This is a genomic window from Streptomyces sp. AM6-12, from assembly GCF_044327085.1.
Lineage (GTDB): Bacteria > Actinomycetota > Actinomycetes > Streptomycetales > Streptomycetaceae > Streptomyces.
Genome location: NZ_JBIQWN010000001.1, coordinates 2706372 through 2718725, shown reverse-complemented (window position 1 = coordinate 2718725; position 12354 = coordinate 2706372). Strand labels below are relative to the sequence as shown.

Genomic DNA, 12354 nt, shown 5'->3' with positions numbered 1-12354 from the left:
GCGCGGCCGGCTGATCCCGGCGCGGTCGTACGACCCCTACGATGGACCCATGACCGCTTCGCCTCGCCGCCGTGTCCTGCTCGCCGCCCCCCGAGGCTACTGCGCCGGTGTGGACCGCGCCGTGATCGCCGTCGAGAAGGCCCTGGAACAGTACGGCGCCCCGATCTACGTCCGGCACGAGATCGTCCACAACAAGTACGTCGTGCAGACCCTGGAGAAGAAGGGCGCCGTCTTCGTCGAGCGCACGGACGAGGTGCCCGAGGGCAACATCGTCATGTTCTCGGCCCACGGCGTCGCCCCGGTCGTCCACGAGGAGGCCGCGCGGGGCCGCCTCGCCACCATCGACGCCACCTGCCCCCTGGTCACCAAGGTCCACAAGGAAGCCGTCCGGTACGCGAAGGAGGACTACGACATCCTCCTGATCGGACACGAGGGCCACGAAGAGGTCATCGGCACCTCTGGCGAGGCCCCCGACCACATCCAGCTGGTCGACGGCCCCGAGGACGTCGCCAACGTCGAGGTCCGCGACCCCGAGCGGGTCGTCTGGCTGTCGCAGACCACGCTCTCCGTGGACGAGACCATGGAGACCGTCGACGCCCTGAAGACCAAGTTCCCGGGCCTGGTCTCGCCGCCCAGCGACGACATCTGCTACGCCACGCAGAACCGCCAGCTGGCCGTGAAGGAGATGGGTGCCGACTCCGACCTGGTCATCGTCGTCGGCTCGCGCAACTCCTCCAACTCCAAGCGCCTGGTCGAGGTCGCCAAGCTGGCCGGTGCCCGCGAGGCGTACCTGGTGGACTTCGCCGACGAGATCGACGAGGCGTGGCTGGAGGGCGTGGAGACCGTCGGCGTCACCTCCGGCGCCTCCGTCCCGGACGTGCTGGTCGAGCAGGTCCTGGAGTGGCTCGCCGCGCGCGGCTACGCGGACGTGGAGATCGTCAAGACCGCCGAGGAGTCCATCACCTTCTCGCTGCCCAAGGAGCTCCGCCGCGATCTGCGCGAAGAGGCGGCGAACCTGGTGGCCGAGCGCGGCGGATCGGGCACTTCCCAGGAGTGACCGACGCCATCTGGGCGTGACGGTCAGTGGCCCGTCGTAACGTGGGGCCATGCAGATCTTCGGCGTGGACATCGGCGGATCCGGGATCAAGGGCGCCCCTGTGGACCTCGACAGGGGCGACCTCGCCCAGGAGCGCTGCAAGGTGCTCACCCCGCACCCGGCGACGCCCGACGGCGTGGCCGACGGGGTGAAGCAGGTGATCGACCACTTCGGCTGGACCGGGCCCGTGGGCCTGACCTTCCCCGGCGTGGTCACCGGCGGCGCGACGGTCCGTACGGCGGCCAATGTCGACAAGAGCTGGATCGACACCGACGCGCGCGCCCTGTTCGGCGGCCGACTGGGCGGCCTGCCGGTGACGGTGGTCAACGACGCGGACGCGGCGGGCGTCGCCGAGATGCAGTTCGGCGCCGGCCGGGGCCGCGGGGGCACGGTCATCCTGCTCACCTTCGGCACCGGCATCGGCAGCGCCGTCTTCGCGGACGGCGTCCTGGTCCCCAACACCGAGCTGGGCCACCTGGAGCTGGGCGGTCACGACGCCGAGCGCAAGGCGTCCAGCAAGGCCAAGGAGGACCACGACCTGAGCTGGGAGCAGTGGGCGCGCCGGGTCCAGAAGTACCTGGCGCACGTGGAGATGCTGTTCTCGCCCGAGCTGTTCATCATCGGCGGCGGGGTCAGCCGCAAGGCCGACAAGTTCCTGCACCACATCAAGGGCATCAAGGCCGAGATCGTGCCCGCGCAGCTCCAGAACAGCGCCGGGATCGTGGGGGCGGCGATGCGGGCGGCCCAGCAGCTGTAGGGGCGGCGGATGCGAGGGGCGGGCGGGTGCCGGTGGTCGTGGGGGCGGCGGTCGTGGGGCGGCGGGTGTGAGAGGCGGGCGGCCGGGCGGCACCCGGTAAATGTGGGGCGCGGATGCGCCGGCGGCCGTGGCGGACGGGACGTGCGGTGGGCGTCCGCGGCACGGGTGGGACGCGCGGTGGGCCGTCACACCGCGGGGCGCGCCGCTCGCTACTGCCACCCGCGCTTACCGCCACCCGCGCTTACCGCCACCCGCGCTTACTGCCGCCTGCGCTTAGCGCTGCCTGCGCCGCCGTACCCACCGCACCCGGCGGACGAGCACGATCACCCCGGCGGCCAGCGTCCCCCCGTACAGCCAGCCCGCCTGGGTGGCGAGGCCGGTCGCCAGGCCCATCAGGCGGCCGAGCATCCCCTCGCGCCCGTCGGCGACCACGAACAGCCCGGACGCGAAGGCGATGGGCACGGCGACGGGCGCGGTCAGCACGTCGCCGGGGCGCACCCAGAGCGCGGTCAGCGCGCACACGGGCAGGAACAGCAGGCCGTACACCGGCAGCGAGCCGTCGAGGAGCAACTGGTCGAGGCAGCCCAGGAGGAACATCGCGGCGACGCAGAACAGCCCGCCGCCGAGCCCGGTGAGCCGGGGGCCCGGCAGTCTCGGGCCCTGCGGCACCGTCCGGCCCTGCCCCGCGCCGCGCCCCGCCTCCGGGCCGGGCGGGCGGCGCCGGGCCTGGGGCGGCAGATGGGCGCGGGCCGGGTTGCCGCGTCGCCGTCCGTCGTTCGGGGGTCGCGTCCTGTGCTGCTCCATTGGACCAACTTAGGTCTGCTTATGTGCCTGATCGGCTCCCAGACACGCCGATGGGCGGACCTTGGCCGGGCGGGCGGTGCTCCCAGGGAAGAGGGCACGCGGAACGCCGTAGACTGGTGGATCGGCCAGTGTCCTCCGAGGGCCTGGCAGCCCCAGCTCCTGGCCCTCTCATCCACGGGAAGTCGCAACGTGTCGCTCACGATCGGAATCGTCGGCCTGCCCAATGTCGGCAAGTCGACCCTGTTCAACGCCCTGACCAAGAACGACGTGCTGGCGGCCAACTACCCGTTCGCCACGATCGAGCCCAACGTCGGCGTGGTCGGCGTGCCCGACGGCCGGCTGGCGCAGCTGGCGTCGATCTTCGGTTCGGAGCGCATCCTTCCGGCCACGGTCGACTTCGTGGACATCGCCGGCATCGTGCGCGGCGCGTCCGAGGGCGAGGGCCTGGGCAACAAGTTCCTCGCGAACATCCGTGAGTCGGACGCGATCTGCCAGGTGATCCGCGCGTTCAAGGACGAGAACGTCGTCCATGTCGACGGCAAGGTCTCGCCCAAGGACGACATCGAGACGATCAACACCGAGCTGATCCTCGCCGACCTCCAGACCATCGAGAAGGTCCTGCCGCGGCTCCAGAAGGAGTCCCGGATCAAGAAGGACGTCGCGCCGAAGGTGAAGGCGGTCGAGGAGGCCAAGGAGATCCTGGAGAAGGGCGACACGCTCTTCGCGCACGGCATCCTCCAGGGCTCCGAGCGGGCCGAGCTGCTGCACGACCTGCACCTGCTGACCGCCAAGCCGTTCCTCTACGTCTTCAACGTGGACGAGGACGAGCTGACGGACGAGGACTTCAAGAACGAGCAGCGCGCGCTGGTCGCCCCCGCGGAGGCGATCTTCCTGAACGCCAAGCTGGAGGCCGACCTCGCCGAGCTGGACGAGGAAGAGGCCCTCGAACTCCTCCAGTCCGTCGGCCAGGAGGAGCCCGGCCTCGCGACCCTGGCCCGCGTCGGTTTCGACACCCTCGGCCTCCAGACCTACCTCACGGCCGGCCCCAAGGAATCCCGCGCCTGGACCATCAAGAAGGGCGCCACCGCCCCCGAGGCCGCCGGAGTCATCCACACCGACTTCCAGAAGGGCTTCATCAAGGCCGAGGTCATCTCCTTCACCGACCTGCTCTCCGCCGGCTCGGTGGCGGAGGCCCGCGCCAAGGGGAAGGCGCGGATGGAGGGCAAGGATTATGTGATGCAGGACGGGGATGTGGTGGAGTTCCGCTTCAACGTATAGGCCACGCATTGCCGTGGACCCGGCGAATGAGCGAAACGCCGGTTAGCGCGGGGTCGGCCCGAATTCGGGTCGGCCCCGTTCGCGTGCCCGTGGCCGGATTCTGGCTGGCCGCCGGTTCGACTCCTGGGGGTGGCACAGCCCGTAGTTACTTTGGTGCGAGCCTCGTAGATCTTTGCCCCGGCGTCATCATGTGAGAACAACCGCCGCACCGGCGAGCCGCCCACACCCGCGCAGACCCGTCAGGCCGGACGCGACCGGGCTCGTCGCAACGTGGGAGTGACCTTCGCCGCCTGCGGTCTCGTCCTGCTCGCAGCGCCGATCCTGCCCGCACTGGTCGCCTACGCCATCGGCGAGTCCCTCGCCCTTTTGACGGTTCGCGAATCCGCTGCCGAAGTCGGCGCCCGCCGTTGGCTGGAGAAGCGCTCGATGGGAACATGACGCGAGGAAGGGGCCCTGCGGCACCCGCTGTCGGCTTCGCCGGTGCGCACAGGGATCCTCTGGCCCCTCACCTGCGCCCTCCGGCTGATGGACGCGGCATCCCTGGAGGTCTTCCTGGCCACGCCGAACTCGGACGGGGTGCCGGACGAGCCGGCGAACGGGGTCCCGCGCCGGACGGCCGGGTCCGGCGGACCGGCGGGCGCCGTCCCCGGGAAGAGGCGTGGGCGGGCAGCGCCGGGCCGGACCGGTCCGCGCGGGGCCGGCGGTTCTGGGCGAAGCGGGCGGCCGGGCCGGCAGGGCCGGCCGAGGTGCCGTTGCGGCCCGGGTGGCAGCGGCCGGGTGCCAAGGCCATCGGCGGCACCCGCGCCAGCGTCATCAACAGCACCTTGACGAGGCCCTGTTCCGTGTACCTTCCACGGGGTTTCTCCTGTTCGTACTCGAAGGAGCCGACCGGGAGTCATGAACCACCGGGCGCGGAGGGCAGGTCGTGCCTGCCGCGCAGGGGCCCGATCAGGAGCAACAGGGGGGTGACAGCGAGTCCGGCGGTCAGCAGCCACAGCGTCGGCCGCAGCCCGAGCGCCGTGCCGAGCACGCCGCCGAGCAGGGAACCGAGCGGAATGGCACCGAAGTTCGCCACCGAGATGCAGGCCGTGACGCGGCCGAGCAGCCGGGGCGGGCAGTACCGCTGGCGGAACGCGCCCTGGATCACATTGGCGAGCACCACACCGAGGGCGAGGAGGGCGCTGCCGGCCACGAGCGCGGCCAGCATCGGTCCCTTGTGCGCCATCGGGGTCAGCAGGGCGAAGGGGGCCGTGGTGGCGGTGGCCGCCAGCAGCCCGCGTGCGGTGCCCCAGCGGGCGGTCACCCGCTTGGCACCGGCCGCGCCGAGGACGCCGCCGACGCTGGCGGAGGCCAGCAGCCAGCCGGTCGCGCCCTCCGGCACGCCGAGCAGACGGATCATGAACACGGGCAGGATCGCCTGGTACGCCGACAACAGCAGGTTGGTGACGGTGCCGTAGGCGGTCAGCACCCGCAGATAGGGGTCGCGGACGGTGTGCTGGAGCCCCTCGCGGATCTCCCGGCGCAGCGGGGTGCGCTCGCGTACGGGGTCGCGCGGGGCCTCCCGGCCGCGGATGCCGAGCAGGCACAGCGCCGAGAAGAGGAAGGTGCCGGCGTTGACCAGCAGGCCGTAGACCGCCCCGAAGCCCTGGGCGAGCAGACCGCCGCCGCCGAGACCGGCCATCTGGGCGACCGATTCGCTGCCCGTCAGCTTGGCGTTGGCTTCCTGGAGTTGGTCGCGGTCGACGATGGAGGGCACGTACACCTTGTACGAGATCCCGAAGAACACCGCCGCCAGGCCGTTGAGCAGCGCCACCACCAGCAGATGCGTCATGGTGAGCGCGCCGAGCCAGGCGGCCACCGGCACGCTCGCGAACAGCAGCGCCGAGGCGAGGTTGCACACCAGCATCAGCGGGCGCCGGCGCATCCGGTCCACCCAGGCGCCGGCCGGCAGGCCGATCAGCAGCCAGGGCAGCCAGGGCGCGGCGGCCAGCACACTCACGCTGAGCGTGCTGGCGTTCAGGGTGACCACGGCGACCAGGGGCATCGCCACGGTGGTGATGTTGATGCCGACCCGGTTGGTGGTCTCGCCGAACCACAGCAGGCGGAAGTCGCGGTTGCGGGACAGCGGCGGCCGGGGCGGGGCGGGGGCCGCGGCCTCGGCGGGGCAGACGTCCTGGCTCATGCGCCGGCCACCTTCCGTACGGGCTCGCGGGGCAACTCCTCCGCGGCGGGACCGGCGAGCCGGTCCCGGGTGAGCCCGGCACGCCGCCGTGCGTTCGGCAGCAGCACATCGAGACCGGACGCGGACTCGGAATTCATCGGTGTCTCCTTCATCCTCGGAAAACGTGGCCGAATGCCAGGTAGGCGACCCGAGCCGACGAGGTGCCTGCCAACGAGGAAGAGACTGATCGACCCGCTTCCCGTACGGTTCCCGCCACGATCCCACTGCGTTCCGTATGGGTTACGCTGCTGTGCGGCGCGAAGCGGACGGCTCTGGGGGAGCGGCGATTTAGGGGGGCTGTCGGTGACGGCGGCGTCAGGGGAACGGCTTCGGTTCAATATCCTCGGCCCGATGGAGGCGTGGGCCGACGGCGTCCGGCTGAAACTCGGCGGCGTCATCCAGGAACGTGTTCTGGCCACCATGCTGCTGGAACCGGGGAAGGTGCTCCCGGTGTCCCGGCTGGTCGAGGCAGCCTGGGACGAGGAGCCGCCGGCGACGGCGTCCCACCAGGTCCGCAAGGCAGTCGCCGACCTGCGAAGACGGATACCGGGCGGCGCCGAGACGCTGCTCACGGTGGGGCCCGGCTACCGGGCCGTGATCGACGCGACCCAGTGCGACCTGTCCGAGTTCGGCACCCTGGTGCGCACGGCGAAGTCCGCCGTGGCCGAGGAGCGGCTCGCCGAGGCGGTCCAGGTACTGCGCAGCGCCCTGGCACTGTGGCGGGGCCCGGTGCTGTCCGGGGTCGGCGGACCCGTCGTGGAGGCGGCCGCCACCACCATAGAGGAACGCCGGCTGGCCGTGTGGGAGGAGCAGATCGCCCTGCGGCTCGCCCTCGGCGAGGCCGGTGAACTCGTCCCGGATCTGCGGGAACTGGTCGCCGAGCACCCGCTGCGCGAGACCCTGCGCGGCCATCTGATGCTCGCCCTGTGCCGCTCCGGCCGGCAGGCCGAGGCCCTGGAGGAGTACGGCAAGGTCCGTGAACTGCTCGTCGAGCAACTCGGCGTCGACCCCGACCCGCACCTGACCAAGCTGTACGAGGGGATCCTGCGCGAGAGCCCCGAGCTGGCCGGCGCCGCGCCCGCCCCCTTACCGCTCGCCGCCGAGGCTCCCTGCACCCTGCCGTACGACCTCTCCGACTTCACCGGCCGCGAGACCGAGCTGGCCGAACTGCTGCGCCACGCCCAGCCGGGGAGCGAGCAGGGGCCGAGGATCGTGGCCCTGGACGGCATGGGCGGCAGCGGCAAGACCTCCCTCGCGGTGCGCGCCGCCTACCAGCTGGCCGCCGACTACCCCGACGGCCAGCTCCACATCGACCTGCGCGGTTACACCCCCGGCGACCAGCCGGTGACCGCCGGCGCCGCGCTCGACAGCCTGCTGCGGGCGCTCGGCGTGCCCGGCGACCGCATACCCGACGACACCGCGGGCCGCACCGCCCTGTGGCGGTCCACGCTCGGCGGCAAGCGGGTGCTGATCCTGCTGGACAACGCGGCCGAGGCCTCCGGCATCGAACCGCTGCTGCCCACCGCCCCCGGCTGCCTGCTGCTGGTCACCAGCCGCGGCCGCCTCGTGGACCTCGACGGCGCGCAGTGGATCTCCCTCGGCGTGATGTCCCCGCGCGAGAGCGCCGCCCTGGTCGCCGAGACCCTCGGCGCCGGACGCGTCGCCGCCGAGCCCGACGCCGCCCTCGACCTGGCCCGGCTCTGCGGCCACCTCCCGCTCGCCCTGCGCATCGCCACCGCCCGGCTGCGCAACCGGCCCCGCTGGACCCTGCGTTACCTGGTCGAGCGGTTGCAGGACGAGACCCGCAGGCTCGACGAGCTGAGCTCCGGCGCCCGCAGCGTCTCGGCCACCCTGCGGCTGTCGTACCAGGCCCTGGACAAGGAGAGCCGCGTCGCCTTCCGGATCCTCTCCCTGCATCCGGGCGGCGACATCAACGTGCACGCCGCGGCCGCGCTGCTCGACCGCGACATCCGGGACGCCGAGGACCTGCTGGAACGACTGCTGGACGTGCATCTGGTGCAGCAGCCGGAGATCGGGCTGTACTCCTTCCACGATCTGGTGCGCAGCTTCGCCCAGAGCCTCTTCGAGGCCGCCGACCAGGGCGGCGACGAGGCGGCCGACGCCGTGGAACGCCTGCTCTGCTACTACCTCACCGCGACCGAGCTGGCCTGCGACGTGCTCTACCCCGGCCGCCGCCACCGCCCCACCGGCATCGAGAAGTCCACGGCCGAGATGCCCCCGCTCGGTGACGCCGAGCGGGCCAGGACCTGGTTCGACCGGGAACAGGACACCCTGCTCGCCGCGGTCGCCCTGGCCGAACGGCGGAGCCTGGACCGGTACGTCGTCTGCCTGAGCCGCAACCTCGTCTTCCAGCTCAACGCGCGGGGCCAGATGGAGGAGTTCGGGGAACTGGGCCGGGCCTCGGTCGGGGCCGCGAAACGCCTCGGCGATCTCGCCCTGCTGGGCATGAGCCTGTCCAACCTGGGCGTCGCGTGCTGGCGGCTCGGCCGGTTCGAGGAGGGACTGGAGGCCGCGCGGGAGGGCCGGGACGTGGCCGCACAGCTCGGCGACCGGCACACCGAGGCGCACAGCGAGGGCACCCTCGGCCAGTTCAACAGCCTGCTCGGCAACTTCCCCGAGGCGCTCACGCACCTGGAGCGGGCCACCGCTTACGAGCGGGAACTGGGCAGCCCCCGCGCCGAGGCCGACAGCCTCACCATGCTCAGCACGCTGTACGAGCAGTGGGGGCGCCACGAGGAGGCCAAGGACGCCGCGCTGCGCGCGATCGAACTCCAGGCCGGGCTCGGCCGGTTCGAGAACCAGTTCAGCGCCTTCACCGACCTGGCCTTCGCCCAGGCCGGCCTCGGGGACTACGCCGGGGCCGCCCGAAGCCTGGACCGGGCCCGCGCCCTCGTCGCCGACGGCGCCGATCCGGGGAACGTGGCCCTGACCCTGGCCCTGTCGGCCGACGTCGACCAGCATCTGGGCCGGCCCGTGCGCACCCCCGACCTGGCCGAGCAGGCCCTCGAACTGGTGGCGTCCAGCGCCTCGCCGCTGCGCCGGGCCAAGGTGGAGAACATCGTGGGCCGGTTGCGCGGGCGGCAGGGGGAACGACGAGTCGCCCGCGAACTGCACGCCGGTGCACGCGAGGTGGCCGCCGCGGTGAGCTATCGCATCGAGGAGGCGTACGCGCTGGCGGGGCTCGCGGACGCCGAGGACGACGCCGGGGCCGCCGCCCGGCACCGGGCCGCGGCGGAGGAACTGTTCGCGCGCATGGGGGTCGCGCCGGACCGACGGCGCCGCTGAGCTTCCCCCGTGCGTCGCCAAGCCCCGGAAGCGGAGAGCCCGGGGGTCAGTACGACCTGGGTACGGGCCGCTCCCGCCTCATGGCCGGCCAGGTCGAGCAGGGAGCGCACCAGTGAGCACATGACGGCCCGCTCGCCCTCGCCCGAGGGGGGTGGGACGATCCGGGCCACGTTGTGCATCCCGTTGGCCGTCTCCGTCTCGACGCTGAACCGGGGGCCGTCGACGGGGCCCCGGTCGGCATACGGCGGCGCCTCGCCACCGGCGGCCACCCGCTTCGCCCGGCGTTCCATACCGGAGAGGTCGCGGTTCTTCCACGGCAGTGCACCTTCAGCGGGTCGGGCCGAAAATGTCAGAGAGACCGTCGGAAGCCGTCCCGCCTCACGGGTGCCGCACGCCGGGGGTGCCCGCGTAACCCGGTGCCGGGTACGGGGCGGGGTCGGTGACCCAGCCGGACAGGAGGACCAGGCGGGAGTCGCGGTCGACGGCGAGGAAGGCGAAGGGGCGGTCGAAGGCGACGCGTACGACGGTGGTCTCGTAGCGGTACCGGGGCGGGGCGCTGCCGTACATCTCCGCGACGGCCGTCACCGCCGCCGCGCGGAAGCCGAGCGCGCCGAAGCGGGTCACGGCCGACTGCCGGGCCTCCGAGACGGTCAGCGGGTGGGCGCTCACGCCGGGGAAGTGGCCGAAGCGCGCGTCGGTCGCGGAGCGCAGCCCGAACAGCTCCGGCTGGGCCAGCAGATCGTGGTCCGCGCGCACCTCGTACGCCACCGTCCGCACGTCCAGCGAGGTCGGCTCCGGCGTGTGGGCCTGCTCCCGCTCCACCCGCAGTCCGGGCCCGACCTCGCCGTACGGCAGGGCACCGCCCGGCGTGAGCGCGAGGGCGCGCTCCACCACGGCCACGCCCGCGGCGATGACCTGGCCCGGCGTCATGCGCTCCTCGCCGAGCACCAGATGGACGTCGATGCCGCTGTCGCCGGGGACCGTCAGCGCGGTGACGAAGCCGTCCTGGGTGCCCGCCACGCCGACCCGGTCCGGGCGCACGCTGCGCCGGTGCAGCCCGCGCAGGGTACGGCCCTGCCAGGGGCCCGCCGCCGGGGTGAGCGGCTGCTCGGTGAAGGGCTGGCGCCAGGTGGTGTGCAGGGCGAGCGCGCCCGCCAGCACCATCCGCGTCTGCCGGTTCAGCGTCACCGGCATCCGCTCGACCAGGCCGCCGGTGCGCTCGGCCGCCCAGCGGTCCAGCCGTTCCTGCGCGGTGACGAGGTCCTCCCCGAACACGCCGTGCGTGCCCGGCGGCAGCGCTGCCAGCCACTCCTCGCGCAGCAGCAGGTCCGCCTGCGTCCACAGGCCGAGCGCCGTGTCCAAGCCCGACACCGAGCCCAGGGCCGCGAGCAACTCCCGTGCGAGGGCGCCCGCTTGCTCCGCGGGCACGCCGAGCGCCCCGGCCAGTTCCTGCCGGGCGGGGCCCGCGGCGCCGTCCGCGAGGAGGGCCAGCAGGGGCCAGACCCCGGCGGCGGAGAACGCCGTGCCGCCCCGCGCGGTGGCGCCCCACCGCGCGGTGAGTCCGTTCACCGTGCGTACGACGGTGCCGTCGACCCCGTTCTCCAGCTTCAATTCCGCCCCCTGTGTCCCGCTTACCTGCGACAAGTCGTACGAGGCACGGTACCGGTGTTCCCGGACTGCCGTTCGGGCGGCCGGAGTTGTCCGAGGCGCTCGGCAGGTGTGAAAGGGGGCGCGGGCGGGGGAGAAGGTGCTGGGGTGAGGGGCTGCCCGCCCGCGTTCATCACTTCGAGTGATTCTCTGGCCTTTGCTTGCACGGCTCAACCGACGGTTGCCACGCTGTTGCTGTCTGTGCAATCTGATGGGAGCGGCCAGTGACATTCGGTGAGCAGCCGGCGTACCTGCGTGTCGCGGGTGATCTCCGCAAGAAGATCGTCGACGGTTCACTGCCGCCCCACACCCGGCTCCCCTCCCAGGCCCGCATCCGCGAGGAGTACGGCGTCTCGGACACCGTCGCCCTGGAGGCCCGCAAGGTCCTGATGGCCGAGGGGCTGGTCGAGGGCCGCTCCGGCTCGGGGACGTATGTGCGCGAGCAGCCCGTGCCGCGCCGGGTCGCCCGCTCCGGCTACCGCTCGGCCGGCGGCGCCACCCCCTTCCGGCAGGAGCAGGCCGACGCCGCGGTGCGCGGCACCTGGGAGTCCAGCAGCCGGCAGACCGAGGCCGGCGCCGCGATCGCCGAGCGGCTCGGGATCGAGACCGGCGAGCGGGTCATGCGCACCAAGTACCTGTTCCGCGAGGCCGGTGAGCCGATGATGCTCTCCACCTCCTGGGAACCCCTCGCGGTCACCGGCCGCACCCCGGTGATGCTGCCCGAGGAGGGGCCGCTCGGCGGCATGGGCGTGGTCGAGCGCATGCGGGCCATCGACGTGATCGTGGACAACGTCACCGAGGAGGTCGGCGCGCGCCCCGGTCTCGCCGAGGAACTGCACCTCCTCGGCGGCGTCCCCGGCCATGTCGTCCTGGTCGTCCAGCGCACGTACTACGCTTCCGGGCGCCCGGTGGAGACCGCGGACGTGGTGATCCCGGCGGACCGGTACCGGGTCGCGTACCACCTGCCGGTGCGGTGACGGCCGTGCCGCGCGTCGTATGCCGTGTCGTACGCCGTTTCGCGCGTCGCGGAGTGAGGTAGCGCACACCCCCGACTCGCCTGGCGGCGATTCGCGCCGGTGATGGGTGCTCACCTGCCCTGCGGCGGGTGCCGTGGTCCGGTCGTCTTCGCAGGTGGGCGCCGTTTCCCGGCGGAGTCGGCCGGAGCTCTCCCTGGGGGCGCGTCCGTGCTTGCGCGCCCCCGCCGGTCTGACGGCTTGCGTACCTCTTTGTGAAAAGGCGTATTCG

General features: G+C 72.7%; 10 protein-coding genes. 6 read left to right on the top strand and 4 right to left on the bottom strand.

Going from position 1 to position 12354, the window contains the following annotated elements; translation table 11 throughout:
• Nucleotides 1-49: 49 nt before the first annotated feature.
• Together ACE4Q9_RS12075 and ppgK are read left to right on the top strand one after the other, a co-directional pair.
• A complete protein-coding gene (locus tag ACE4Q9_RS12075) occupies nt 50-1057 on the top strand; it encodes a 4-hydroxy-3-methylbut-2-enyl diphosphate reductase (RefSeq protein ID WP_397984246.1) in 1008 nt (335 codons plus the stop codon).
• A gap of 49 nt (nt 1058-1106) precedes the next feature.
• Entirely contained in the window at nt 1107-1853 is a 747-nt protein-coding gene (gene ppgK / locus ACE4Q9_RS12070; RefSeq protein WP_397984245.1) for a polyphosphate--glucose phosphotransferase, read from the top strand.
• A 273-nt stretch (nt 1854-2126) separates the two neighbouring features.
• On the opposite strand, the gene ACE4Q9_RS12065 is transcribed toward ppgK, so the two are convergent.
• Entirely contained in the window at nt 2127-2657 is a 531-nt protein-coding gene (locus tag ACE4Q9_RS12065) for a DUF6542 domain-containing protein (protein ID WP_397984244.1), read from the bottom strand.
• Between the two features lie 189 nt (nt 2658-2846).
• On the opposite strand from ACE4Q9_RS12065, the gene ychF reads away from it, so the two are divergent.
• Both ychF and ACE4Q9_RS12055 read left to right on the top strand, forming a co-directional pair.
• Complete coding sequence (gene ychF / locus ACE4Q9_RS12060) at nt 2847-3935, top strand: redox-regulated ATPase YchF (protein WP_397984243.1); 1089 nt, start codon at nt 2847-2849, stop codon at nt 3933-3935.
• 276 nt (nt 3936-4211) lie between these two features.
• Nucleotides 4212-4373: a hypothetical protein gene (locus ACE4Q9_RS12055; RefSeq protein WP_397984242.1), complete on the top strand. Its 162-nt coding sequence runs from the start codon at nt 4212-4214 to the stop codon at nt 4371-4373.
• 457 nt (nt 4374-4830) lie between these two features.
• On the opposite strand, the gene ACE4Q9_RS12050 is transcribed toward ACE4Q9_RS12055, so the two are convergent.
• Together ACE4Q9_RS12050 and ACE4Q9_RS12045 are read right to left on the bottom strand one after the other, a co-directional pair.
• Entirely contained in the window at nt 4831-6117 is a 1287-nt protein-coding gene (locus tag ACE4Q9_RS12050) for an MFS transporter (RefSeq protein WP_397984241.1), read from the bottom strand.
• Complete coding sequence (locus ACE4Q9_RS12045; protein WP_397984240.1) at nt 6114-6254, bottom strand: hypothetical protein; 141 nt, start codon at nt 6252-6254, stop codon at nt 6114-6116. The genes ACE4Q9_RS12050 and ACE4Q9_RS12045 overlap by 4 nt, the downstream gene beginning before the upstream one ends.
• 253 nt (nt 6255-6507) lie before the next feature.
• On the opposite strand from ACE4Q9_RS12045, the gene ACE4Q9_RS12040 reads away from it, so the two are divergent.
• The gene (locus tag ACE4Q9_RS12040; protein WP_397984239.1) at nt 6508-9462 is read left to right on the top strand and encodes a BTAD domain-containing putative transcriptional regulator; all 2955 of its coding nucleotides are present in this window, start codon (nt 6508-6510) and stop codon (nt 9460-9462) included.
• 378 nt (nt 9463-9840) lie between these two features.
• Here the strand turns inward: ACE4Q9_RS12040 and ACE4Q9_RS12035 are convergent, their stop codons facing one another.
• A complete protein-coding gene (locus tag ACE4Q9_RS12035) occupies nt 9841-11073 on the bottom strand; it encodes a serpin family protein (RefSeq protein WP_397984238.1) in 1233 nt (410 codons plus the stop codon).
• 260 nt (nt 11074-11333) lie between these two features.
• Here ACE4Q9_RS12035 and ACE4Q9_RS12030 point away from each other — a divergent pair, with 260 nt between their 5' ends.
• Nucleotides 11334-12086 carry a GntR family transcriptional regulator gene (locus ACE4Q9_RS12030; RefSeq protein WP_397984237.1) on the top strand — a complete coding sequence of 251 codons (753 nt, stop codon included), beginning with the start codon at nt 11334-11336 and terminating at the stop codon, nt 12084-12086.
• Nucleotides 12087-12354: the final 268 nt, after the last annotated feature.